This window comes from Geobacter hydrogenophilus, assembly GCF_018501225.1.
GTDB classification, from domain to species: domain Bacteria; phylum Desulfobacterota; class Desulfuromonadia; order Geobacterales; family Geobacteraceae; genus Geobacter; species Geobacter hydrogenophilus.
In genome coordinates this window covers 57,181-82,538 of record NZ_JAHCZI010000010.1, presented here as the reverse complement: position 1 = coordinate 82,538, position 25,358 = coordinate 57,181, and the positions used below count along the sequence as shown (strand labels likewise).

The 25,358-nt window shown below is 60.3% G+C and carries 21 protein-coding genes; 2 read left to right on the top strand and 19 right to left on the bottom strand.

Features of this window, described 5'->3' with window-relative positions; genetic code table 11:
- Nucleotides 1-103: 103 nt before the first annotated feature.
- The 5 genes from KI811_RS14335 to KI811_RS14315 form a co-directional block, all read right to left on the bottom strand.
- Entirely contained in the window at nucleotides 104-3,529 is a 3,426-nt protein-coding gene (locus tag KI811_RS14335; RefSeq protein WP_214187161.1) for a DEAD/DEAH box helicase, read from the bottom strand.
- 45 nt (nucleotides 3,530-3,574) lie between these two features.
- Entirely contained in the window at nucleotides 3,575-5,413 is a 1,839-nt protein-coding gene (locus KI811_RS14330; RefSeq protein WP_214187160.1) for a UbiD family decarboxylase, read from the bottom strand.
- 198 nt (nucleotides 5,414-5,611) lie between these two features.
- Entirely contained in the window at nucleotides 5,612-6,787 is a 1,176-nt protein-coding gene (gene nifS, locus KI811_RS14325; protein WP_214187159.1) for a cysteine desulfurase NifS, read from the bottom strand.
- A complete protein-coding gene (gene nifU / locus KI811_RS14320; protein WP_011365755.1) occupies nucleotides 6,784-7,644 on the bottom strand; it encodes a Fe-S cluster assembly protein NifU in 861 nt (286 codons plus the stop codon). The genes nifS and nifU overlap by 4 nt, the downstream gene beginning before the upstream one ends.
- Nucleotides 7,645-7,909: 265 nt before the next feature.
- On the bottom strand, nucleotides 7,910-9,328 hold the full coding sequence (locus KI811_RS14315; RefSeq protein ID WP_214187158.1) for a phosphoglucomutase/phosphomannomutase family protein: 1,419 nt from the start codon (nucleotides 9,326-9,328) through the stop codon (nucleotides 7,910-7,912).
- Nucleotides 9,329-9,620: 292 nt separating this feature from the next.
- Here KI811_RS14315 and KI811_RS14310 point away from each other — a divergent pair, with 292 nt between their 5' ends.
- Nucleotides 9,621-9,917, top strand: coding sequence for a PxxKW family cysteine-rich protein (locus KI811_RS14310; RefSeq protein ID WP_214187157.1), 297 nt, complete (start codon nucleotides 9,621-9,623; stop codon nucleotides 9,915-9,917).
- A gap of 69 nt (nucleotides 9,918-9,986) precedes the next feature.
- A complete protein-coding gene (locus KI811_RS14305) occupies nucleotides 9,987-10,439 on the top strand; it encodes an NUDIX domain-containing protein (RefSeq protein WP_214187156.1) in 453 nt (150 codons plus the stop codon).
- Nucleotides 10,440-10,441: 2 nt separating this feature from the next.
- Here the strand turns inward: KI811_RS14305 and KI811_RS14300 are convergent, their stop codons facing one another.
- The 14 genes from KI811_RS14300 to KI811_RS14235 all read right to left on the bottom strand — a co-directional run bounded on the left by KI811_RS14300 (nucleotide 10,442) and on the right by KI811_RS14235 (nucleotide 25,348).
- Nucleotides 10,442-12,601 (bottom strand): putative bifunctional diguanylate cyclase/phosphodiesterase, encoded by a 2,160-nt coding sequence (locus KI811_RS14300; RefSeq protein ID WP_246551773.1) that lies wholly within the window; start codon nucleotides 12,599-12,601, stop codon nucleotides 10,442-10,444.
- 240 nt (nucleotides 12,602-12,841) lie between these two features.
- The gene (locus tag KI811_RS14295; RefSeq protein WP_214187154.1) at nucleotides 12,842-13,678 is read right to left on the bottom strand and encodes a menaquinone biosynthetic enzyme MqnA/MqnD family protein; all 837 of its coding nucleotides are present in this window, start codon (nucleotides 13,676-13,678) and stop codon (nucleotides 12,842-12,844) included.
- A gap of 93 nt (nucleotides 13,679-13,771) precedes the next feature.
- The gene (gene gcvH, locus KI811_RS14290) at nucleotides 13,772-14,170 is read right to left on the bottom strand and encodes a glycine cleavage system protein GcvH (protein WP_214187153.1); all 399 of its coding nucleotides are present in this window, start codon (nucleotides 14,168-14,170) and stop codon (nucleotides 13,772-13,774) included.
- Nucleotides 14,171-14,173: 3 nt separating this feature from the next.
- The gene (gene accC / locus KI811_RS14285; protein WP_214187152.1) at nucleotides 14,174-15,514 is read right to left on the bottom strand and encodes an acetyl-CoA carboxylase biotin carboxylase subunit; all 1,341 of its coding nucleotides are present in this window, start codon (nucleotides 15,512-15,514) and stop codon (nucleotides 14,174-14,176) included.
- A gap of 76 nt (nucleotides 15,515-15,590) precedes the next feature.
- Entirely contained in the window at nucleotides 15,591-16,070 is a 480-nt protein-coding gene (gene accB / locus KI811_RS14280) for an acetyl-CoA carboxylase biotin carboxyl carrier protein (protein WP_214187151.1), read from the bottom strand.
- Between the two features lie 95 nt (nucleotides 16,071-16,165).
- Nucleotides 16,166-17,239: a M24 family metallopeptidase gene (locus KI811_RS14275; protein WP_214187150.1), complete on the bottom strand. Its 1,074-nt coding sequence runs from the start codon at nucleotides 17,237-17,239 to the stop codon at nucleotides 16,166-16,168.
- A 3-nt stretch (nucleotides 17,240-17,242) separates the two neighbouring features.
- Entirely contained in the window at nucleotides 17,243-17,695 is a 453-nt protein-coding gene (aroQ, locus tag KI811_RS14270; RefSeq protein WP_214187149.1) for a type II 3-dehydroquinate dehydratase, read from the bottom strand.
- A 43-nt stretch (nucleotides 17,696-17,738) separates the two neighbouring features.
- A complete protein-coding gene (locus tag KI811_RS14265) occupies nucleotides 17,739-18,101 on the bottom strand; it encodes a roadblock/LC7 domain-containing protein (protein WP_214187148.1) in 363 nt (120 codons plus the stop codon).
- Nucleotides 18,080-19,072 carry a tetratricopeptide repeat protein gene (locus KI811_RS14260; protein ID WP_214187147.1) on the bottom strand — a complete coding sequence of 331 codons (993 nt, stop codon included), beginning with the start codon at nucleotides 19,070-19,072 and terminating at the stop codon, nucleotides 18,080-18,082. The genes KI811_RS14265 and KI811_RS14260 overlap by 22 nt, the downstream gene beginning before the upstream one ends.
- A 2-nt stretch (nucleotides 19,073-19,074) precedes the next feature.
- Entirely contained in the window at nucleotides 19,075-20,157 is a 1,083-nt protein-coding gene (gene aroB / locus KI811_RS14255; protein ID WP_214187146.1) for a 3-dehydroquinate synthase, read from the bottom strand.
- A gap of 1 nt (nucleotide 20,158) precedes the next feature.
- A complete protein-coding gene (locus KI811_RS14250) occupies nucleotides 20,159-20,698 on the bottom strand; it encodes a shikimate kinase (RefSeq protein WP_214187145.1) in 540 nt (179 codons plus the stop codon).
- Nucleotides 20,667-21,848, bottom strand: coding sequence for a chorismate synthase (gene aroC, locus KI811_RS14245; RefSeq protein WP_214187144.1), 1,182 nt, complete (start codon nucleotides 21,846-21,848; stop codon nucleotides 20,667-20,669). The genes KI811_RS14250 and aroC overlap by 32 nt, the downstream gene beginning before the upstream one ends.
- Nucleotides 21,849-21,926: 78 nt before the next feature.
- Nucleotides 21,927-22,712, bottom strand: a complete 786-nt coding sequence (locus KI811_RS14240; RefSeq protein ID WP_214187143.1) for a hypothetical protein — start codon at nucleotides 22,710-22,712, stop codon at nucleotides 21,927-21,929.
- Between the two features lie 17 nt (nucleotides 22,713-22,729).
- The gene (locus KI811_RS14235) at nucleotides 22,730-25,348 is read right to left on the bottom strand and encodes a type IV pilus secretin PilQ (protein WP_214187142.1); all 2,619 of its coding nucleotides are present in this window, start codon (nucleotides 25,346-25,348) and stop codon (nucleotides 22,730-22,732) included.
- Nucleotides 25,349-25,358 lie beyond the last annotated feature (10 nt).

The following is a 25,358-nucleotide window of genomic DNA, read 5'->3' as shown; positions in this document are numbered from 1 at the left end:
AACAGAAAAAAGACCCGGAGCTGTATTATAAATCACTTACCCTTGCCCTAATTACGCAAAATTAGCCAGTTAAACAACTAGCATCTCTCCACTTCCTCCTCCCCTACCCCAGCAAGAAATCGAAGTCCTCCCGGCTGATGCCGGCCCCTTCCCCCGCGGCGCTCTCCTCCAAAAGGGAATGGTAGAGCTTGAGCTTGCGTTTTTTCAATTCCATCATCTTCTCTTCGATGGTGTGGCGCATGACGAGGCGGGTGATGGTGACCTGGCGTGTCTGGCCGATGCGGTGGGCCCGGTCGGAGGCCTGGTTTTCCACTGCAGGGTTCCACCAGGGATCGAGGTGAAAGACATAGGTGGCGCGGGTGAGGTTGAGCCCCTTGCCGCCGGCCTTCAGGGAGAGGAGAAAGACGCAAGGCTCATCGCCCTTCTGGAAGGCGGTGACGAGTCTTTTCCGTTCGGGGACCGGAGTGGAGCCGTCGAGGCGATAGTGGTGAACCCCTCTGCGGGACAGTTCTCCTTCGACGATGTCGAGAAAGGAGGTGAACTGGGAGAAGACGAGAACGCTATGCCCCTCGGCGAAGAGCTCCTCCACCTGCTCCACGAGGAACTCCACCTTGGGGGACGGCTCCCTGGAGTCGGCAATGAGGAGCCGGGGGGAGAGACAGAGCTGGCGCAGCCGCAGGATGGCGGTGAGGGCAATGATACGCGCCTGGCTGGATGACTTGCTGCGCCACGCTTCGAGCACGGTCTCGCGTACCTCTTCGACGGTGCGGGAGTAGAGGGCCTTCTGCCGGGGGGTCAGCTCCAGGTAGATGTCGGTTTCGATCTTGGGGGGAAGCTCGGCGGCGATCATCTGCTTGGAGCGGCGCAGGACAAAGGGGCGCGTGCGCCGGATGAGGGTTTCGAGGAAGGGAGCCGCGGCGCTGCCGGCCTGGCGCCGGAATTCGTCGTAGGAGCCCAGAAGTCCCGGCACGGCCAGGTCCATGACCGAGTAATACTCACCGAGGTGGTTCTCGACCGGGGTGCCGGTGAGACAGAGGGTGAACGCGCCCCGCAGCCGGCGGCAGGCGCCGGTGGTGTCGGCCTGGATATTTTTCACGGCCTGGGCCTCGTCGAAGACGATGCAGTGGAAAGGAATCTCCGCCAGAATCTCGATATCACGGGGAATGATGCCGTAGCTGGTGAGGACGATGTCGACTCCGGTGAAGTCGGCGCTGCGGCCGGTGCCCCGGTAGGTAAGGACGGTGAATGCGGGGTAGAAGCGGGCCAACTCGTTCTCCCAGTTGAAGAGGAGGCTCGGGGGAACGACGATGAGGTGAGGACGCGGCTCAGTCACCCGCGAGGGGAGTTTCCCCTCGTGGAGCGCCGCCAGAAGACTGATGGCCTGGATGGTCTTGCCGAGCCCCATGTCGTCGGCGAGGCAGGCGCCGAAGCAGTGGGTGTAGAGAAAGGCGAGCCAGTGAAAGGCGTCCACCTGGTAGTGACGCAGGGTTGCCCGGAGCCCTTCGGGGAGGGGGGACGAGGGTATCTGCTCGAAGGTGGCAAGGCTGGCAAAGATCCTCTCATCCTCGGGGGAGAGGCGAACCGAGACCCCGTGGCGCCGCAGGACGAGCCAGTCGAGGATCTGGAGCCGAGGGATGCGAACCACTTCGACCTTTTTGCGCTTCTTCACGCCGGACTCGGGGTAGAGCATGGCGAGGATGCGGGCCGATTCCTCGTTGATGAGGAGGAAGGAGTCGCCCCGGTGAAAGACGCCGCTGGTCAAGGCTTCGGCGATCTCCTGTTCGGTGAGCTCGTCGGTGCCGCAACGGATCTCGGGGCGGAGCTCGAACCAGTCCATGGTGGAACGGGTGGCGTCAAGGGTCACGTCGAGGGTGACAGCCTCCACGGGGCGGTCCTGGAACACCAGGGCAAAGCTCGCTTCGGCGAGCCGGCCGTGGAGTTCGGGGAGGTACCGGAAGAGGGCTTCGCGGGAAACCGTCATGGCGCCCGCCAGGTCCGACGAGCCGAAGATTTCTGCACCGAAGAGCCGGTAGGGGATCTCCAGGAGCCGCGACTCCACCTTCGGATCGGCCACAGACATGAGCCAGGCGCCATCGGCCGCCAGGAGCGTCGTCTCGCGGGTTTCGCAGGCCGCGGCAAACGCCGCGATGATCCGCTTCGCCTCGCTCTTCACGGTGCGTTTCAGGAAATCGTCGCCCGCAAGGGCGTGCCTGATGGTCCGCTCCAGTTCGGCCCTGGTGACGCAGTCAAGGGTTGCGAAGCAACCGGCGATCACCGCACTGCTCCGCTTCTTGGTCCTCAGGGGAACCGATGCCATGGACCGGCCCCGACTGGTGAAAAAGTTGAAAGTACTGGCGGAAAGGGGAATTGCAGCGTCACCGTGGACCCCCTCGGCCAGCAGCAGGGCAGCGGTGTCGTTCATGTCGGCCACCCGCAGGCGATAGTCGTGGGTGATCCGTGCGGGTTCGCTCACCCCGCCGGCACCGGAAAACCGGATGCGTTCGAGGATCGTGGGAAGCCCCTTCTCGGTAACGGTCAGCCCGATGGCGTTGAAGGCATCGGCAGGAAGGGAGATTGTCCGGGAATTCCGCTCGACGGGAACGCCGGTGTCGAGGCTCCATTCGGCGGCCTCGTAGTTGAGGGTATTCCAGAGATCCCACCCCTCGAAGGAGTCGATGCCCCGGACAGCACCGGCAGGGATGTCGAAATAGTAGCGGTGGGTGGCAAAACAGGTGTCCGGAATGGGAAGGCCGTCCTCCAGCCCCTTGCGGGCAATGACCATGCCGCGGGCCTGTTCCAGGAGGGTCAGGGTGCCATGGGCCCTGCCCCGATCGAAGCGCAGGGGTATCTCATTGCCATCCTGACGCAGGGCCATGGGGGCGCCGTCGCCGAAGGCCTCCAGGTAACGCTCGATGATAAAACCGCTCTCCCGTGGATTGAGGAGGGTCCAGAGGAAATCACGCACCGTCCTGGGGAGCGCCTGGTCATGGATGGAGACGGGATTCTCCCCCTGCCATATCCGCGCCTGGATGCCGTTTGTGCTCCGCTCCACCACGAGGCGCGGCACGACCGGCGCGGCCGGTTGCGTGGCCTCAACGCCCGAAAGCCAGCTCCCCACCTGCGTCAGGTAATCATTGTCGAGCCGGAGACTCGTAATGGCCTGATGTACCAGCCCCTTTTTCAGAACCGCCAGGGCAGCGATAACGTGGGAGCAGTGGCCGGTCGGGCGCCAGAGCGGACAGTCGCAGGATGGGGTGAGAAAGCCTCCGCTCGCCTCCAGGCGCACCTCGTGGTGCCGGCTGCCGTCCATGACCTCGACGAAGAGCGTGGACAGATCGGGACTCCAGTCGACTCCCTTCACCCGCTTTTCGATGGCAAGAGCGAGCCCCCGCAGCACGGTGGGCTTGGCTGCCAGGGTATAGATCATCCCCGCCGGGAGATCCCGCAGGGCATTGAGCACCTTCTCACCAACGGCAGGCGCCCCGGTCGAGCGTATCCGCTCCCTGGCGGCGCCGGGTCGTGCCGGCATCCGTTTTTTTCTTCCCCTCACGCCCTCAGTCCCTCGCCATCTCGCTCAAATAATTCCGTGCAGCGGCCCGCCGGGCGCACCAAGGGCATCGACCCGCCGCTCGATCTCCGGCACGTCCAGAAGCGGCGGCGCGTGGTGCGGCTTCACCCGGGCGTCGATGACGAGCGCTCCCCCGCATCCCCAGTGCTTGCACCGGACCGCAGCGCCGATGCCGTGGATGTCGGCGGCAGGGTTGGAGCGGGTGAAGGTGACCCAGAGGAAATTGTTGAGAGTATGGGAAGTAAAGGCGCTGTCGTCCACGATCACCACCAGGGGGAAGCGGTTGATGGGGTCATCCGGGGCGAAAGAGGCACAGAAGCGCTCCAGGTCGGGAGAACCGTTGTCCCCGTAACCGGGGAAGGCCGGACCGGTGACGGCCAGGATGCCGGGGAGGCAGACCTGGGGAGCGGTGAAGCCGTCCGGGAGCCGGAACCCCGCCGGCACCTCGGTGGGGAGGTCGCGGCGCTTCGGTCCGGCAGCGGCCACGATCACCTTGGACCCTTCATTGAGGCCACTTCCCGAGTAGTCGAGGGTGTCGATGGTGGTGCGGGTGTGGAAATGGAGGTCCCGCTGCCAGTCGACCCGCTCCAGGATGAAGGTGAGGAACTCGTCGATGTGATGGATGTCCGGCGGGTTGTCCTCGTTGGGGGTGATGAAGAGGTACTTGGCCAGGGAGAGCTGGCCGTTGCCGAGGATGGCGCTGGCGATGGTGAGGAGTTCCCGCGGCATCCGCTCGGCCTCGTAGGGGACGTACCGCTCGCTCCCCACGGCCAGGAGCAGGGGGTGAACCCCGGCGGCGTCAACGGCATGGACTCCCTTCACGCCGGGAAGAACCTCGGGAATGAGAGCGCCGGTCAGCTCGTGGATAAAGGCGCCGAAGGTGGTGTCCTCTTGGGGGGGACGCCCCACGGAGGTGAAGGGCCAGATGGCGTCGTCCCGGTGCCAGACCTTCTCCACCTGCAAGACCGGGAAGGGATGGGCCAGGCTGTAGTATCCCAGGTGGTCGCCGAAGGGGCCTTCGGGGAGGGTTCTTGAGGGGTCGATGGTGCCGGTGATGACGAAGTCGGCCTCGGCGGGCATGGGGAGTTCCCCCGGCCGGCAGACCATGGCCAGCCGGTGCCCGGCAAGGAGGCCGGCGAAGGAAAGCTCGGGAAGTCCCTCGGGAAGGGGCATGACCGCGGCTACGGTCATGGACGGCGCTCCTCCCACGAAGATGTTGACTCGCAGGGGCTCGCCCCGCTCGATGGCCTCGGCGTGGTGGACGCCGATGCCCCGGTGGATCTGGTAGTGAACCCCCACCTCTTCGTTCAGGCGATAGTCGTTGCCGGCCAACTGCACCCGGTACATCCCCAGGTTCGAGAAGCGGAAACCGGGGCGCTTGGGGCTCTCGGAGTAGACCTGGGGGAGGGTCACGAAGGGGCCGCCGTCCATGGGCCACGATTTGAGCTGGGGGAGTTCGGCGATGGTGGTGCGGTGGCCGAGAATCGGCCCCCGGGAGACCTGGCGCGGAAGGAGCCGGAGCGCCGCCAGGGGGGTTCCCGCGTATTCCTTGGGATTTTTCAGCACGGCGGTCGGGTTGATCTTCAGTTCCACGAGACGGCGGATGTCGTCCAGGGTGTCACGGAAGATGAACTTGGTCCGGGCCATGGTGCCGAAGAGGTTGCCAAGCATGGGAAAGCGGCACCCCCTGACCCGGGTGAAGAGGATCGCCGGCCCCCCTGCCTGGTAGACCCGGCGCTGGATGGCGCCGATCTCGATGTTCGGGTCGGTCTCCACATCAATGCGGACGAGATCGCCGCGTGCTTCCAGGTCAAAGACGCAATCCTGCAGGTTACGATAGCCCATGGTTCCGGAGGCCTCCTTTGTTCGACTCGTCAGAGCAACCGTACGACTTTAAAGCCACGCCGCCTTCAAGTCAACCGGGGACTTGCGAAAGGAAATACGCAATCGTCACAGGGGGGATTCCGCCGAGCGTGCATACAAAAGGGGACGCCCTTCTCGCGGCGCCCCCTTCCCTTCTCCGGTGACAATCTCCTGTTGTGGTCAGGCGTTGAGAAACTCTCGCCCGAAGGGGGACATTTCCCGCAGCCTCCGGACTACCGGCGGCAGTTCCCGGATGATGGTCTCGATATCCTCGTCGGTGTTGAAGCGGGACAGGGAGAAGCGGATGGAGCCGTGGGCGCAGGTGAACGGCACCCCCATGGCGCGAAGCACGTGGGAGGGCTCCAGGGAGCCTGAGGTGCAGGCACTCCCCGACGAAGCGCAGATCCCCTTCTCCGACAGAAGCATCAGGATCGCCTCCCCTTCCACGAACTCGAAGGCAATGGAGAGGGTGTTGGGAAGCCGCTCCGCCTGGCCGCCGTTGATGCGGGCCCGGGGTATCAGCTCAAGAAGCGTTGTCTGGAGCCGGTCCCGCATGGCCTTCACGCGGGTGTTCTCGTCCTCCATCCACTGGCCGGCCAGCTCGCACGCCTTGCCGAGGGCGATGATGGCGGCGGTGTTCTCGGTGCCGGCCCGACGATTGTGCTCCTGGTGTCCGCCGACCATGAACGGCCGGAACGGAACCCCCTTGCGGACGTAGAGGACCCCGATCCCCTTGGGTGCGTGGAGCTTGTGGCCCGAAATGGAGAGCATGTCCACGGTTGAGGCGGCCATGTCGATGGGAATCTTTCCCACGGCCTGGACGGCGTCGGTGTGGAAGAAGGCCCCTTTCCCCTTCTCCTTGATGATTTTACCCACTTCCTCGATGGGAAAGACCACGCCGGTCTCGTTGTTGGCCCACATGACCGACACGATGGCCGTGTCTTCGTCAACCGCTGCCCGCAGTTCGTTCAGGTCCAGCCTCCCCTCGCCGTCCACGTTCAGTTCGGTGACCCGGTATCCCCGCTTGGAGAGGTTGCGGCAGAGGGTCAGAACCGCCGGGTGCTCGACCCGGGTGGTGATGATGTGGCGCCGCTCCGGATAGACCTCGATGGCCGAGCGGATGGCTGCGTTGTCGCTCTCGGTGCCGCAGGCGGTGAAGACGATCTCCTCGGGCGAAGCCCCCAGGAGGGCTGCCACGCGGTTTCTCGCCTCGTCCACCTTCTTCTGCACCTGGCCCCCGAAGAAGTGCATGGAGCTGGGGTTGCCGTAAAGGTCGCAGAAATAGGGGCGCATCTCCTCGAAGACAGCCTCGTCCACCTTGGTGGTGGCGTTGTTGTCCATGTAGATCTCTTTCATCCCTCCACCTCCTGGACAACGATGTCGTCAGCCACCAGATCCCGCAGTTTCAACTCCACGAACTTGGCGGTGTTGCCCGACGAGGCGCAGCCGGCGCAGGCCTTGCGGAAGGCGATCTGAACCTCGCTCCCCGAGATGTCCACCAACTCCAGGTCGCCGCCGTCGGCCCACAGAAGCGGGCGGATTTCCTTCTCAAGGGTCTCCTGGATGAGTTGCATCTTGCGGAGGTTGGTGAGCTTTTCGGGCTTTTTCCGCTCCTCGGTGGGCTGGGCGCCGAGGACCTCGCTGATCAGCTCCTTGATCTTCGGGATGCAGCCGCCGCAGGCGCCGCCGGCCTTGGTGAAGTGGGTCACCTGCTCCGCCGTGGTCAGCTTGTTGGCGGCGATGACCTTCTTCAGGAAGGTGTCGGTGAGGCCGAAGCACTTGCAGACGATCTCTCCCGGCTCCACCTCCTCGTGGCCGTGGTCGTGGTGGGTCGGCACCGGACCGCCGCGATACTTGGCGATGGCCACCTCAAGGGCCTCCTGCCCCATGACCGAACAGTGCATCTTCTCCTCGGGAAGCCCGCCGAGGAAATCGGCGATCTCCTGGTTGGTGGTGGCCAGAGCCTCGTCGAGGGTTTTCCCCTTGATGATCTCGGTCAGAGCCGATGACGACGCGATGGCGCTGGCGCAGCCGAAGGTCTGGAACTTGGCGTCGACAATCCGCTCCTTGGCATCGTCGAGCTTGATATAGAGCTTAAGGGCGTCGCCGCAGGCAAGGCTTCCCACCTCCCCCACCGCGTCCGCATCGGGAATATCGCCAACGTTGCGCGGGTTCAGGAAATGTTCCCGAACCTTTTCAGTATAATCCCACATGGAAAATCCTCCTTGGAGTAACGTTCATCGCTACGCAATACTATAGCAAAATTGTCAGGTATTCAAGACTCCATTCTTCTGCATGTCGAAAAAACGAATGGCGCAGTGCCGGAAGGAATAACCTGCCGGAGCGCCATTGCTCTTTCTATAAACCTAAACCGTAATAACACGGAGAGACGGAGATCACGGAGAACAAAAATAACCGAAAAGCTTGCCTTGGCTTTCTCCGTGGGCTCCGCTTCTCCGTGTTATTCACCTGCGTGCCTTACCCCAGAATGAACTTCTTCCCCGCGGCCATGACCGCAGCCAGCTTCTCTTCGCTGGACGCCTCGCCGTAAAGCCGGACCACCGGCTCGGTCCCCGATTTGCGGAACAGGAGCCAACTGCCGTCCTCAAGGATGAACTTGCTCCCGTCCACGGTCACCATGTCTTTCACCTTCAGGCCGGCGAACTCGGCAGGAGCCTGCCGCTGCTTGTCGGCATACCCGGCTTCCAGGGCCGGCGAGAGGGTGATGTTCTCCCTTTTCGTCAAGAATTTCCCCACTTCGCCGTAAAGCCGCTCCAGCAGGGCCTTTACCGACAGCCTCTCCCGGGCAACCATCTCGGCAACCAGGAAGCAGGCAAGGATGCCGTCCTTCTCCGGCACGTGCCCTTTGATGGAAAGGCCGGCGCTCTCCTCGCCGCCGATGATGATCCGGTCCTGGCTGATCAGCTCGCCCACATACTTGAAGCCCACCGGCGTCTCGATCACCTCGATGCCGTGTTTCTTCGCCACGGCGTCGATCAGGTGCGAGGTGGCGACGCTGCGGGCAACGGCGCCGGTCATTTTCCGGACCCGCACCAGGTAGTCGAAGAGCAGCGCAATGATGTAGTTGGGCTCGATAAAGGAACCGTCGGCATCAACGATGCCGAAGCGGTCGGCGTCGCCGTCGGTGGCGATCCCCAGTTTCACCTCCGGATCGCTTTTCACCAAGCCGATGAAGTCCTGGATGTACTTCTCGGAAGGTTCGGGGGGAAAACCGCCAAAGTAGGGGTCGGGATGCATATTGAGGGTTTTGATCTTCGCCCCGTGCTTCACGAGGGGTTCGTCCAGGTAGCCCCTGCCGGTGCCGTAGAGAACGTTCACCGCGATGGTCCCGAGGGAGGCGATGGCGGCGAAGTCGACCTTCGTTTCAATATCTGCCAGATAGGTCTCCCGCGGGTCGATCTCTTCCACGAGCCCTGAGCGGGCCGCCTCGTCCAGGGCCACTTCCCGGTAGCAGACCTCCCCCAGCATCTCGTTGGCCCGCCGCTCGATGTCCTTGGTGGTCTCGGGGAGCGCGGGGCCGGCCCAGGAGGGGGAAAACTTGATGCCATTATATTCGGGGGGATTGTGGCTGGCGGTAAAATTGATTGCTCCGGCGGTCTTGCGCCGCATGATCTCGAAGGAAACAACCGGGGTCGGCGTGTCGCGTTTGCAGACATAGGCCTTGATGCCGGCGCCGGCCAGGACCCGGGCGGTTTCCTTGGCAAAACGCTCCCCCATGAAACGGGTATCGTAAGCGACGATGATCCCCTTATCCTTCTCGCCGATGGACGTCACGTGATCGGCAATGGCCTGGGTCACTACCTTTACATTCTCGAAGGTGAAATCCTCACAGAGGATGCCGCGCCAACCCGACGTGCCGAAAGCGATTCGATGCATTGTCCCTCCCTTGGGGAAATGGCCCCGCATGGCGCGGAGACCCGATTTTTCATGCAGTGAAAGCCTAATACATACCCCGTGGCGAGTCAACCCCGCCGAGCCTGATTTCACGTCCTCCAACGTCCCTTCGAATGAAGATTTCATCCACAGACGCGAATGATGGAAAGGCTGGGTGGAAGGGCTGTTTGACGCAATGTGCACCGGGGATTTTACAGTTGACTTTTTTCTTTTGGAATTGCTAGATTGACTAATAGACAGTTCTAGGGAACAAAACGATTCAGGAGGATTCAGTATGCAGTGTCAAACAGTTCTTCCCGGTACCGAGTGTACCTTCTGGGGAAAGCAGGGTTGCATCTTCACCGGCGGTTCCTGCCAGATTGTGGTTGAAAACTGCGAAGGATGTGAGCGCATTGTCGACGGAAGCATCGGCAAGGTCTGCAGCGCCTACCCGGCACCTGTCAAAAAGTGGTCCGCAGGCATCTGCAACTTCGCCACCCACGTGAAGGTCGAAATCGCCAGCGAAGAACTGAAGGTGAACCCCCTCAAGGCCTCCAAGAAGGCCTCCGGCGGTGGCGGCAAGAAGAAGTAATTCTTCCACTGCTCTCCAAGAACCGGAAAAGGGAGGACTCGTTCCTCCCTTTTCTTTTTCGAGGCTCCCATGTCCTTCGATCACCTCACCTGCCCCCGTTGCGGCGCAGAGGTCAAGCGCTACCGCAACCCCTTTCCCACCGTCGACATCATCATCGAGACGGAGGGGGGAATCGTGCTGATCGAGCGAAAAAACGAGCCCAGGGGATGGGCACTTCCCGGCGGCTTCGTGGATTACGGAGAAACCCTCGAAGCGGCCGCCACGCGTGAGGCCAAGGAAGAAACCTCCCTCCACGTAACCAACCTGCGCCTTCTCGGCTGTTACTCTGACCCATCCAGGGATCCCCGCCAGCACACCATATCCACCGTGTACGTGGCCCGGGCATCGGGCGTTCCCGCTGCAGCCGACGATGCCGCAAACCTCGCGGTCTTTCCCGTCACTGCTCTCCCGTCAGAACTCTGCTTCGACCACCGCAGGATTCTCGACGACTATCTCCGCTTCCGCGAACGCCCCTCCACCTGATCCTACCCCCCTCCGGCCGATCTCCCATGCTCCCGCATAAACTCGATGACCTTGTCCGGCGGCATCGGGGTGCTGAAAAGGTATCCCTGCACCTCGTCGCACTTGTTGTCGGAGAGAAAGGTTAGCTGGCCTTCGGTCTCGACCCCTTCGGCGATGACCTTCAGGTTGAGGCTGTTTCCCATGGCGATGATGGCTGTGGCAATGGCAGCGTCGGCCGTATCGATCTCCACGTCACGCACAAATGACTTGTCGATCTTGAGCGTATTGACCGAGAACCGCTTCAGGTGTGCCAGGGAAGAATAACCGGTGCCGAAATCGTCGATGGAGATGTGGACCCCGAGATCCCTCAACTGGTTGAGCACCGACACGGCAAAATCCGGATTCTGCATGATGACGCTCTCAGTGATCTCAAGTTCCAGCAGATCCGCGGTAAGCCCAGTTTCGTCAAGAATGTCCCTGATCGTCTCCAATAAATTTTTCTGCTGGAACTGATAACCGGAGAGGTTCACCGCCACCCGCATAGGGGGGATTCCCTGCCTGGCCCACTCGCGGTTCTGGAAGCAGGCGGTCCGGAGCACCCACTCGCCTATGGGGATGATGAGCCCCGTCTCTTCAGCCAGGGGAATGAACTCACCGGGCGAAACGAGCCCCAGAATGGGGTGTTCCCATCGTATCAGCGCTTCCATGGCGGTAATTCTTTTGGAAACGATATCAACCTTCGGCTGGTAGTAGACCCTGAACTCCCTGTTGTCGAGGGCCTTGCGCAGGCTCGTTTCCAGCAGCAGCCGCTTGTCTGCGTTGGCGTCCATCTGGGGAGAATAGAACTGAACGTTATTCCTCCCCTCCCCCTTCACGCAATACATGGCGATATCGGCCTTCTTCACCAGTTGGTCCAGGTTATCGCCATCAGACGGATAGAGGGAAATGCCGATGCTCGCCGTAACGAAAAGTTCATAGGTGTCGATATTGAAGGGGGCGGCGAGAGCCTTGAGAATCTTCTGCCCCATCCTCTTCACGTCCTCAACGGTGTCAACATTCACGAGAATGATGGTGAACTCGTCCCCCCCGATGCGGGCCACCGTATCCACTTCCCGCACGCACCCCACAATCCGCTGGGCCACCTGCTGCAGCAACCGGTCCCCCACGGGGTGCCCAAGGGTGTCGTTGATGATCTTGAAGCGGTCCAGGTCAAGGAACAGGATCGCCACCTGGTGACGGTAGCGGTTCGCCAGGGCCTTGGCCTGCTGGAGCCGGTCCATGAAGAGAATCCGGTTCGGCAGCTCCGTGAGGGTGTCGTGGTGGGCGAGGCGGTAAAGCTGCTCCTCTGCATGCTTTCGTTCCGTAATGTCGCGGCAGATGCTCCAGATGACCGAGGGTGCGTCTCCGCCGTGGGCGCAGGTAAGACTTCCTTCCACGATGACCTGTCGACCGTCCTTGGCCGTGAAAACTGCCTCCATGGGACTCAGGGCATCACCGGAAACCACCCGCTGCAGTTCGGCACAGCATTGCTCGCGGCTGTCGGGATGGAGCATATCGAAGAAAGAAACCGCTTCCACCTCTTCAGCCGTATAGCCAAGGGTCCGCTGCCATGCTTCGTTCACATAGAGGAGCCGACCATCCGGGGTCACACTGTGGATCAGGTCATTGGCCGTGTCGAGGAATGTGGCGAGCCGCTCCTCCCCCTCACGGACCGCGTCGGTTTCCCGACGGATAACCGTCATGAAATAGGACGCTATGGCCGCCATGGCAGCATTGAGCAGCGACACCCAGAGCCAACTCAGGAACAGGTACAGGTGATCATGGTGCAGCTCGGCCCCCACGAAAGGCATCTGTACATAGGGAACGATGTTCAAATGCTCGAGCACCAGCACCGCTCCGTAGAGAAGGCCGCCCAATCCACCCACGAGCCAGACTTCGCGACGCTCTTCGATGATAAATGATGCCTCTATGGTGACGAACAGGTACGCGGGCCAGAACCAGCTGGCCGCTCCGCCGCTCGTATGGATCAGCACCGACACCAGAACAAGGTCGAGGATAATCTGGAGGAAATTGAGAAGGCGGAACCCACGGGCAAGGCGGTCGAGGGAAAACTGAAGGAGCAGGTTGTAGCAAACGACCGCGGTAAGAGCGGCAAGAAGGAGTATATGTTGCGATGGTGACAAAAAAAGGCCAAACCGGCTAAAATAGAAGAAACCGCCAGCCATTAAACAGTAAACGCCCACAAACAAGAGAAGGATCCAGCGCGTTCTGACAACGATGTGTGTGCGGGACTTCGCCTCTTCCAACCGTTGTGTTTCCTTTAATTCCAGTTTTTCCGAAGCCCTTCTCAGGCGGCGTATTGCGACGTCAAACCAATCTGATGTCCATGAAGTATCGAGGCCCATGGGGCGATTGCATGCAAATCACACGCCACGATTCTCTCCATAGAGCCGCACTTCCGGAGCAGCAGGGAGTACCCCGAGGCTGGCGGCATAATTGTAGAAGAGCCGCACCCCCTTCAGATGGGCAGGAGTCAGATCGTACGAGATGGTCCGCCAATAGTCGACAAGCACCGCACTGTCGATCCACTCCCGTTCCGGCGCCTGGGCGGCTATCTCTGGATAGGAGTCGTAGGCGATCCGCTTTGCCCGGACAACATCAGCGGCGAGCCGTGCAACCTCGTGGGGCTTGTTCTCCGCCGCCTCCCTCCGCACCAGCCAGAGGGCAAAGACGAAGGGGAGCCCCGTTGCCCGGTACCACAGGTCGCCGAGGTCGTAAATGTGGTACCCCCCCCCTGTCAGCGCCCCCTTGAGGGCCCTGTCACCGATGAGGAGAAGGGCCGGATAGGAATCGAGGGCCTCGGCCAGGGGAAGGGAGGTCCGCTCGAAACTGTTCGTGAAGCCCTGAAATGTGGTGAGAATGATCCTGAGGAGATTCACCGACGTGTCGGACTCCGTCGTCATGCCGATAACGGCACCATCAAGGCGCTCCAGCGGCACGCGGGAAAAGAGGAGGACGCTTTTCACCGGCCCCACCGCGCTGATGGAAAGATCGGGGAGAATGAGATAGCGGTCGGGATATTTTCCGTACTCGATGGACGATGACGGGCAGACATCGATTTCTCCCGTGGAAAGCAGCCGGTTCAGATGCGCCGGTACCCCCCTGACGAAGCTGTAGCCGCTACAATCCATACTCCGTTGCAGCGCCGTAAATATGGGGGTGCAGTTGGAGTATTCTATGTGACCTATGGTGAGTGACATGGCGATACCGCTCCTGCATCATGGAATGAATTGCTCAAAAACAAAGGCGAGATAGGTAATCTCGCCTTTGCCTGCATCTGAACCCAAGTGGGGCTATTGGTCCTCTTCGTCTTCCTGACTTACAGATTCGGCATAGTCCTCTGCCGACAGGAGGGATTTCAACTCCTCGGGGTCGGCAAGGTCCACCACCGCGATCCACCCTCCGTCGTAGGGGTCGTCGTTCAGGATCTCAGGGGCCGACTCCAGTTCGTCATTAACCTCGGCTACGGTGCCGCTTACGGGTGCGTAGAGCTCAGCCAGGCACTTGCGGGCCTCCACCGAGCCGAAGGAGTCGTCCTGCTCAAGCTCGTCGCCGACGGACGGGAGCTCCACGGCACTGATGGTTCCGAGGCTCTCCTGGGCATAATCGGTAATGCCGATCACGGCACGGTCACCCTCGACCCTGACCCAGACATGTTCCTTGCTGTACTTCAGTTCATCAGGAAAATCCATACCTTACTCCAGCACGATCTTCTCAAGGAAGGCGGTATCCACGTTCCCTTCCATGAAGTCCTTGTTGGCCATGATCCGCTTGTGGAACGGGATCGTTGTCTTGATCCCCTCGATGATGTACTCGTCCAGTGCCCGGGCCATGCGGCGGATGGCGTCCTCGCGGGTTTCGGCATGGACGATGAGCTTTGAGATGAGGGAGTCATAGTGGGGGACCACCGAATACTGGTCGTACACGAAGGAGTCGACCCGCACCCCGAGTCCGCCGGGGGTGTGGTAGCCGGTGATCTTGCCGGGGCACGGCGTAAACTTCACCGGATCCTCGGCGTTGATGCGGCACTCGATGGCGTGCCCATGGATCTTCACATCGCTCTGCTTGTAGCGTAGTTTGTGCCCCGCCGCCGAACGGATCTGCTCACGGACAATATCAATGCCGGTAATCATCTCGGTGACCGGGTGCTCCACCTGGACCCGGGTGTTCATCTCCATGAAGTAGAAGTTCAGGTTCTTGTCCACCAGAAATTCGACCGTACCGACGCTGTCATAGCCAACGGCCTTTGCGGCCCTGACCGCTGCATCGCCCATGGCCTTGCGGAGGTCCGGGGTCATGACCGGGCACGGAGCCTCCTCGATAATCTTCTGGTGGCGCCGCTGGATGGAGCAGTCCCGCTCGCCCAGGTGGATCACGTTGCCGTGCTTGTCGGCCATGATCTGGATCTCCACGTGGCGGGGCTCTTCGCAGTACTTCTCGATGTAGACCTCGGGGTTTCCGAAGCCGGCCTGGGCCTCGGCCCGTGCCGTGGCAAAAGCGTTCGGGAGGGTTGCCGGGGAGTGAACGATCTTCATTCCCCGTCCGCCACCACCGGCCGTCGCCTTGATGATGACCGGGAAGCCGATCCCCTTGGCAATCTTTATGGCTTCATTAACGTCGTTTACCCCCTCCTTGGTGCCGGGGAGGATCGGTACATCCTCCTTGATCACCGCCTGGCGGGCGCTGATCTTGTCCCCCATGATCCGCATGCTCTCGGAGGAGGGACCGATGAAGGTGATGCCGCAGTTTTCGCAGATCTCGGCAAAGGCGGCATTTTCAGAGAGAAAACCGTAGCCGGGGTGGATTGCTTCGGCGTCGGTCACTTCGGCGGCGCTGATGATGGCGTTGATATTGAGGTAGCTCTGGAGGCTCGGCGCCGGCCCGATGCAGACGCTTTCGTCGGCCAGTTTGACGTGAAGGGAATCCTTGTCGGCGACGGAATAGACGGCCACCGTCTTGATCCCCAACTCCTTGCAGGCTCGGATGACCCGCAGGGCAATCTCCCCCCGGTTTGCAATCAGAACTTTATGGAACATGTACGAAATCTCCGCTCATGGGTTAAAAGGGCGGCTGCTTGGTGCCGTCCCCGTACGTGTCGTCCGTTGTCTCGGGTTAGAGCGGCTCGACGATGAACAGCGCCTCGCCGAACTCGACCGGCTGGGCGTTTTCCTTGCAAATCTCGACAATCTTGCACCGGTACTCGGCCTCAATCTCGTTCATGAGCTTCATGGCCTCGACGATGCAGAGGACCTGCCCCTTCTCGACAATCTGCCCCACTTCCACATAGGGAGCAGCATCCGGCGCCGGTGCCCGGTAGAAGGTACCGACGATGGGGGACGTGATTTCATTCCCCTTGGCCTTGGCGGCTGCCGGCGCGACAGCTTCCACGGGAGCGGCCGATGCAGCCGGAGCAGCGGCCTGGACCATGGCCGGCTGCATGGCGACCATGGGCTGGGGTGCCTGGTACTGGACCATCGGGGCCGTGCAGCCGCGCTTGATCCGGATTTTCTCCTCGGCCCCCTCCAGCTCGAATTCAGTGATGTCTGTTTCAGTTACCATCTTTATCAGCGACTTGAGATCCTTGATATCCATACGTTTTCTCCTTTTGGCAGATACCGCCCGGCCTCTATGGCTAACAGACGGTTATTACAAAGTAACCCGTAAACCAAGAGAGACATCTCCCCGGCTCACGGATTCAAGATGATGAGTTCCTTGGGCACCCTGGTAAGGAGGCGGTATCCGTTGCCCGTCACCGCGACCGTATCCTCTATCCTCACCCCGCCCCACTGGGGGATGTAGATGCCCGGTTCAATGGTGAAAACCATTCCCTCTTCCGCCACCCCTTCGCCGCGGGGGGAAACGACCGGCTTTTCATGCACATCAAGCCCGACCCCGTGGCCGAGCCCGTGGCCGAAAAAGGCCCCGTATCCCCGCTCTTCAATAAAACCGCGGGCAATGGCGTCCAACTCCTTGAAGCTCACCCCCGGCCGCACGGCAGCCAATGCCCGATCATGGGCCCCCTTGACAATGCCGTAGATCTCCCGCTGCCGGGCATCGGGCTCGCCGACACAGACCGTGACCGTCTCGTCTGAGTGGTATCCGCCATAAATGGCGCCGAAATCAATGGTGACAAGTTCGCCGGCCCCGATAACCTTGGTACTGGCCCTGCCATGGGGAAGCGCACCCCGTTCGCCGGAAGCGACGATGAAATCGAACGATTTGTCATCGGCCCCTGCCCGCCGCATGGCGAACTCAAGATCCAGGGCATACTCGCGCTCGACCACCCCCGGCTTTAGTCCGTCAAGGGACGCCAACAGGGCTTCGGAGGCGATGCGGGCAGTCTCGGCCAGCAGATCGAGTTCATCCGCATCCTTCACGATACGGAGTGGAGCAAGCTCCTCCCCGAGGGGAACGAACTCCACGCCGGGAACCTTTGCGGTGAGGGCCGAGAGGAGAGCGACCGTCGTGTGTTCAGCCTCGAAGCCGACCCGCCTGAATCCCTGACCGGCACAAAGCTCCGCGATGCCGTCGAGCTTCACGCGGTACTCGACCGTGGGGCACCCCGTCACCTCGCGGGCCGCCTGGGTCGTGTAGCGGGAATCCGTCAGAAACCAGCACGAATCACGGCCGACAACCAAAACACCGTCACTTCCGGTGAAACCGGCAAGGTAGCGGACGTTACTCAGATTAAAAAAGAGAATCGCGTCAACATCCTGTTTTTCCGCGCATCCTCGGGCTTTAATAATCCTGTTTTGTAGCATGCTTCACGCCTTGGTGACAATCTCTTTTTTAATATAAGTAAAAAGCGCACGTAGCCCGAGCAGATAACTGTCGGCACCGAACCCGGCGATCTGGCCGACGGCCACCGGGGCAATGAAACTGTGGTGCCGGAACTCCTCGCGGCGATGGATATTGGACAGGTGAACTTCTACGACCGGAAGGGCCACGGCGGAAAGGGCGTCACGGATGGCGACACTGGTATGGGTATAGGCTGCTGGGTTGATGAGAATTCCGTCACAGGCACCGCAGGCCTGCTGTATGGCGTCGATGATCATCCCTTCACTGTTGGACTGGAAGAAGGAGACCGAGCAGCCGAGTTCTTCCGCCAGCGCGGAAATCTCCTCATCAATCCGGTTCAGGGTGAGGGAGCCGTAAATTCCCGGTTCCCGGGTGCCGAGGAGATTGAGGTTCGGGCCGTGAACCACAAGAACGTTCATCGTTGCCTCCATGACAGGTAAGGGGGTGGATCAGGCGCGAATGCTAGGAAAGGCGCTCGCGCAGCCCGGAGACTTCACGGCGCAGCAGGTAGCGACCCTTGCCATAGTTGCCGTCCCGGCCGAGGATAAGGGCGATAAACAGCTCATCGTTGATAATCCTTACGATGACCCGTGACTGGCCGGTATTCACCGCCAGCTCTTCAAGCATACCGGTCTTGAGGACGTCAGCCGTGCGCTTGACCTCCTTGAGCAGGGAGGCGTACTCCACCGCCATCAGGTTAAGGTCCATGCCGGCGCCGTCCAGAAAGTACTCATCGATGGCGATGCCGTCGTCTGCCATGATGATAGCTCCGAGCCCACCCTCGACGCTCTCCACAATACTCTTCAGTGTTTCACTGAACGGCATTGCCTCATCCTCCCGATGGTGTCAAGCCACCCCTCCAGAACGGCAACGGTGTCGTTCCGCCCCACGGAATCGGCCTTATCATGAACAGCTTCGGCAAGCTCTTCACCAAAGGGCATGGCTGCGGTGAAGGCATTTTCCCGGGCGCGGGCATCGTCTTCATCGATACGGTGCTTAAGGTCGACGATGCGCTGCCGCAGGTCGTCGTTGCCGGGGTTGGCATCAAGAAGGTCCCGGTAGATCTTGAGGGCCTTCTTCAGGAACCCCTGTTCGATGTAAAGCTCCGCGATAGTGGCCGTTGCCAGGGGGTCGGAACCGGCTTCATCCGTTGCCCCGGGTTCCTCTACTATCAGCGGTTCCCTGCTGAAACCCGCTTCCACGGTGAACTCTCCGGCAAGGCTCGCCTCAGCGACTTCCTCATCGATGACTTCGTCGGTTAACTCTTCGATAATCTCTGCATCTTCCAGAAGAAATTCTTCAGCAAACCCAGCCGAAGCGTCGACCGGAGCCTCCCCTGCAGCGGAAAACAGGTCCGTGTCCGTCTCGAAGTTCCGCTCCCGCAGAGCATGACCGTCAAGGGCAGCCTGGCTTTCTTGATCGCCGGGATTGAGGACGAGGATTGTCTCCAAAGCCTTGCGGGCCAGGGCATTTTCGCCGATATCGATGTAAATCCGGCTAAGGAGCTTCTGGGCCGTGAGGTTATCGGGGGTTACCCGAACGACCCGCTCCAGAGCGGCCCTGCTCTCCGTCTGCTCTCCTTTGTCGAAGCAGGCGCGCCCTAGGGCCAGATACCCTCCCACGTAGTCGGGATGGAGTTCTATCCCCTTGCGAGCAGTGCCGATGGCCTCGTCGAGGAGCCCCGCCTTACGGTAGAGTTCCGCCAGAGGGGCAAAGCAGTACGACGCAGGATCACCGTTAAGAATATCCTCGTAGCGTTTGATTTCTGCCCGGAATGATTCGTTTTCCGGTGCCATGATCACCCTCCGATCCCGCAGACGTCGAGCACCTCGGAGAGGTCCCGGAGCCTGACGATGGAGAAGCCGCCGATCCCGTTGTTGAGCACGAAACTGAGCCCCGTATCCCGGGCTTTTTTGTCCCGCAGGAGAACTTCGCGATAGGCCTCTGCGGCGAAGACAGGAAGCTCCACCGGCAGTTTCAGGGACTCCAGAAGCGCACGGAGCCGGCCGGTATCGTCGGCCGTGGCCTCACCCCGATGTTCAGCCAGCTTGGCGGCCTGCACCATGCCGATGGCAACCGCTTCGCCGTGGAGGTAAGTTCCGTAGCCCGCAAGGGTTTCGACCGCATGGCCAAGGGTGTGACCGTAGTTGAGCACCGCCCTCAGTCCCGATTCCCTCTCGTCCTTCTCCACCACCGACGCCTTTATGGCGCAGCAGGCCATGATGATCCTGGTGAGGACGTCACGGTCGCGGACAAGGATCGGCGCAATATTTCGCTCCACCTCGGCGAAAAGCAGAGGATCAAGAACCACTCCGTATTTCACCACCTCGGCCATCCCTGCCAGGTATTCCCGCTCGGGAAGCGTCGTGAGGGTCTCCACATCGATGATAACCGCGCGGGGCTGGTAAAATGCACCGATAAGATTCTTACCCCGGGGATGATTGATGCCGGTCTTGCCGCCGACGCTGCTATCCACCTGGGCAAGGAGCGTGGTCGGCACCTGCACGAAAGGGATACCACGCAGGTAAGTGGCGGCGGCAAACCCCGCCATGTCACCAACCACGCCGCCACCGAGGGCGACGATGAATGAATCGCGGGTGAGTCCCCCGTCGATGAGGGCGTCGTAGATGGCGTTCAGGGTGGCACTGGTCTTGAACTCCTCGCCATCGGGAAGCTCCACCCGGAGGGGCGAAAAACCAGCCGCGGCGAGAGAGTCGGCCACCGGGCCATAGTAGAGGGGACCCACTGTGGTATTGGTCACCACCGCGACAATCCTCCCCAGCCCCAGTTCCCTGCAGAACGCACCGATCCCCGGGAGTATCCCGCTCCCTCCCCGAATCGTGTAGCTTCTGTCGCCAAGTCCTACCGTCAGCGTTTCCACGCTATCTTCCTTCCAAGTACCCGATGATTTCAGCGACCACATCTTCCACGCTTTTGCCGGTAGTGTCAATCCTCAACTCCGCATCTGCGTAGAACTGTTCACGTTCTGCCATCATGGCTGCAATCCGCTCGCCCGAACGATCGTCCTTCAGAAGGGGGCGGTCCGTCTCCTCCCGCAGCCGCCGACAGACCTCATCCACCGAGGCGGTCAAATTCACCACCACCCCCGCCTCCCGCAACAGACAACGGTTTTCGGGAGAGATAACCGCTCCGCCGCCGGTGGAAACGACACAGCGCTCTTCCCGGGAAACGGATCGCACCGCCTCGGTTTCGAGAGCCCGAAAGTGGGGTTCCCCATGCCGGGCAAAGATCTCATTGATGGAGATTCCCACTTCCTCGACGATGAGCGCATCCAGGTCGCAGTAGCGGAAGTCGAGCCGATGGGCCAGAAGTCTGCCGACGCTGCTCTTCCCCGTCCCCATGAAGCCGGTGAGGATGACGTTGCGCATGCTAGAAGGAGCGGAGATAGTCGAGGTAGCCATCGTAATTGCGCTGTATCTCGGCAAGGGAGTCGCCGCCGAACTTCTCCAGGAACGCGTTGGCAATTTCGATGGCCACCACCGACTCGGCCACCACGGCCGCGGCGGGCACGGCGCAGACATCGGAGCGCTCCACCGTGGCCTCGAAGGGTTCCTTGGTGAGCATATCCACCGAACTGAGGGGTTTGTAGAGGGTTGGGATCGGCTTCATGGCCGCGCGGATGACTATCTCCTCGCCATTGGTGATCCCACCCTCGATGCCGCCGGCATTGTTGGTCTTGCGGAAAAATCCCGTGGCCTCACCGTGGGTGATGCGGGAGGAGTCGAAGTAGATCTCGTCATGGACCTGGGAGCCGGGGCGCCGGGCCGTCTCAAAGCCGAGACCGATCTCCACCCCCTTGATGGCCTGGATGCTCATGACCGCCATGGTGAGGCGAGCGTCGAGCTTCCGGTCCCACTGGACGTGGCTGCCGAGCCCCACCGGGGCTCCCGTCACAACTACCTCCACGACCCCCCCCGCCGTATCGCCGGCATCCTTCACCGAGTCGATGAACGCCTTCATCCGCTCTTCCGCTTCGGGGTCGTAGGTGGCAAGTTCGGACTTGGCAGCCAGTTCCCTAAGCCGATCGGAAGAGAGACCGTGCCGCTCGGTCTTTATCCCCCCCAACTCCACCACAAAGCCATTCACCGTGATATCGAAAGCGCCCAGAAAAGCCTTGGCAACGGAGCCCACCGCAACCCGCACAGCGGTCTCCCGCGCGCTTGAACGCTCCAGGATGTTCCGGACGTCGCGGTGGTTATACTTCATGACTCCGGGAAGGTCGGCGTGGCCGGGACGCGAACGGGTGACGCGGATTTTATCATCCCGGTGGCGCTCGTGGGGCGACATCTTCTCCTGCCAGTTAACCCAGTCACGGTTAACGACACAGAGGGTGACAGGGGAGCCAATGGTCTCACCCCACCGGACTCCGGAGAGGATCTGGACCTGATCCTTCTCGATCATCATCCGGCCGCCCCGGCCGTAGCCACCTTGGCGGCGGGCCAGATCCACGTTAATGGTTTCCTCGGAAATTTTCAGGCCAGCGGGAATTCCCTCGATGATGGCCGTCAGTTGCGGGCCGTGGGATTCGCCGGCGGTTAGGTAGCGGAGCATGGGAACCTCTTACAAGTAAACGAAAGCCAGGATTGCCCTGGCTTTCGTTTACTTGTGAAATGCAGATAGATTACAGAGTTAGTTTCTGGTGGCAGTATACAAGGCTGATTTTCTCGTAATTATGTTACCGTACTGGGCTTCAAATACCACCGCTATCACGTTGCTGCTTTTTGTATTTGGAATGGGCATATCTACCGAATACTGCGGAGCTATATTACCAGCGCTATCCGTTGTTGCCGTTATTGTGGCAGGAGGAGATGATAGGTCGACTGGAAGACCCTGCCAATAAAGGACCGTTCCTGTCCCATCACCAGCGTTGACAATTGTATGCACCTTTATCGTGACAGTGCGGTTAGCAAGAGGCAAACCATCACCATCAGCCAAGGTTATGAAATCACCGGAAGACACGAAGCGAACTGAAGTGTTTTGGGGAGTATTTGCATCTGTAAATGACGCTTCATCACCTGCAGCGACAACGTTCAGCTTGTCTGCCTTGACAGTTACGTCACAAGTAGCTCTTAGTCCTCCTGTACTGGCAACAATTGTTACAGTTTGATCGGCAAGAATAACATTTGTTGCGTTGAGGAGGGCTGTAGCCTTGCCATCCGGCCCAGTGTAAGCTGTTGTACTCGCAAAGATGCCAGATGCATCCGAAAAAGTGATAGGAACACCGCTGGGGGCAGAATTAGTGGGATGTGTGTAAGTGGCTGTAACTGTCAAACTTTTCCCGGCAGCCACTGCAGTTGCGGATGGAGCAGCCGATAAAATGCCTGTCGTATTGGAGTCAGCACCACCACCTCCACACCCCGCAACAACAATAGTAATTACGCTTATGAGCAACAAAAATAATAATCTAGCCCGCATTGACACTCCTTTCAATTTTAACTCACAATCTTAGGTGTAATAAAGATCAGCAACTCTGTCTTGGTTTTGGTTTTGTTATTGGATTTGAAAAGCCATCCTAACAGAGGGATATCCATGAGGAACGGAACACCCGTATTCGTTTCCGTATCGTCGTCTACATAAATCCCGCCAATAACTGTTGTTTCACCGTTCTTCACGAGGAGTTCCGTAGTGGCCTCCTTCTTGTTGATGGGTGGCTGAGCGCCAACAGCAGCGGCACCTACAGAGTTATTGGTGGCCTTGATCTTCATGGATATGCTGCCGTCGGCTGTAATGTGCGGCGTCACCTCGAGGCTGAGGGCTGCCTCAACAAATTCGGTCTTTGCCCCCTCCGTTGAGGAGGTATTCAAATAGGGCTGCATCTTACCCTGCGAGATCTTGGCTGCCTTGTTGTTGAGAGTCACCACTTTAGGTGATGAAACAATCTTGACTAAACCGGCAGTGGCGGCGGCGGACAGACGCATATCTACCTGCAGGTTGCTGGTGAGTGTACCGAACGAGATGCCAACTTGGCCACCGGGCGTACTCGCGGACGGAAACCCAACGGGGGGCGGAGGCGTCACAATTCCTCCAAAGCCTGTGTCGACGCCGTTGATGTTGAGGATCGACGCAGAGCCATCCTTGTAGTGAATTCCCCACTGGACCCCAATATCACGGGAGAAGTCGGAAGTGGCCTCGACAATCCGCGCCTCGATGAGGACCTGCTTCTCAGGAATATCGAGGCTTTTCAAGAGAGCTTTCATTTCGGCCAAGGCCGGTGCGATATCCTTGACAATGACGCGGTTGGTTCGTACATCTGACGAAATCAGACCCCGCTCGCTCTTCAATGCATTGAATTGATTTGCAATATCGCCGACCGCGGCGTAGTTGACGTCAAAGACCTCGGTCTTGAGTTCCATGCCCTGTTCACGGGTCTTTTTGGCCTTTTGCTCTTCATCGGCAAGGGTCAGGATCTTCGATTTGGGACGGATTTGCACAATGTTGCCGTCCCGCTGCATCCCGAGCCCCTTGTTCTCGAGAATCACGTCGAGGGCCTGGTCCCAGGGAACGTTCACCAGCTTCAGGCTGATGGTGCCGGTGACATCGTCGCCGACAATGAAATTCAGGTTGCTGACTTCGGCGATGAGCTGGAAAATCTTCCTGATGTCGGCATCGGAGAATTCGAGGGTGATGCGGCGCCCCGTGTAGACCTTTTTCCCATCACCAGGTGAAACAGCCTGTGATTTGACAACCACAGGAGCAGGTCGTTCAGACTCGGCCGGCATGGTCGACTCCGAGGCAACAGGCGGTGCGGTGATGTCCGCCGGATTCTTCAGGTCGAGGTAGATGACGCCCCCTTCCCTGCGCAGTTCGTAGGAAGTCTGTCTCCGTAACGCGACCTGCACTTTCACGTCGTGACGCCCCTTTACCTTGACCTGGTAGGGGGTCACCTTCTGGACAACGCTGGCAAAGGCACTCGTGTCGAGATGCCGCTGCCATTTGCGCGGCAGAATACAGTTCTTGAGAGTAAGCGTCAGACCTTCGGCGGATTTGACGGGCTTCTCAACGTCGCACGGGGCAGTCGTTTCGATGGCGATGCGGGAGATAGTATCCACCACCTTGAATTCTATCGAATCTATTTCGGGTGCCCCGGCATGCACAACAGGCTTGGATTCCGCCTTGGGTGCCGCGCCCGTCACAAGGGCTGGGGTCTCCTGCTCAGGCTCACGGTGTTTCGCCGCGACGGCAGCCGGGGCTGATGACGGAACCACGGCGAGGCCGGCGGCGGTCTTTTCCACCGTGAAGGCGGGAAGACTGTCACCTGAAGCATCGAGGACAAGACGCACCTTATCGGGATAGGCACCGACCCGGACGGTCTCGATCCCGAGGCTGTTGACCGGCACAACCTTTTGGGCCAGGGCCGACTTGACGCCAAAGACATCGAGCACAAGGCGGTCGGGCTTCGTGAGCCGGAATGTCTTGAAATCGGCCACCTCGCCCGTAGTTTGGATCTCAAGGAAGTCTTTCCGGGAAGTAATGGCGGTGATGGCATCGGCGGTTTTACGTTCTACAGCTACAGGCGTACTAGCAGGCTTCGGAGCTACTGGTTCCGGCGCAGCGGCAGGCGCCGGCGGCTCGGCTTTGGCTGGTGCGGCGGGAGCAGGAGCAGGCGGAGGGACGAAGGCCAGGTGCATGGTACCTTTGTCAGTGGCATCAGTGGCGGCTGTCATTTCCACGTTTTTGGCGAGAAAGACCTCTACCCGCGTCATGACGGCTTCCCCCTCACCTACACGGCTGGTGGCAATCCGCTTGATGTTCCCGGCGTTGATCTCCATGGGCGCGGAAAAAGCACCCGGTTGCACCTGGGCAAGATCGACAACCGCCTTGGGAGGATTCGCAGCCATGTAAAAAGTGTACGCGAGGGGACGGTTAGCCGAGATGCTTACCTGGGCATTGTCTCCCTCCCCCGTAACGCGGATATCCCGGATCACCGGAGCCGAGGGCTGGCTCGTCTCCTTGTCGCCCATAACGGAGGCGTTAGTGGCGGCACAGCCGCACAACGCGCCCAACAGGGACAGAAGGGTAAGGTTACGGGATATTGTGAGTTGGATTCTCATGGGGAGTCTC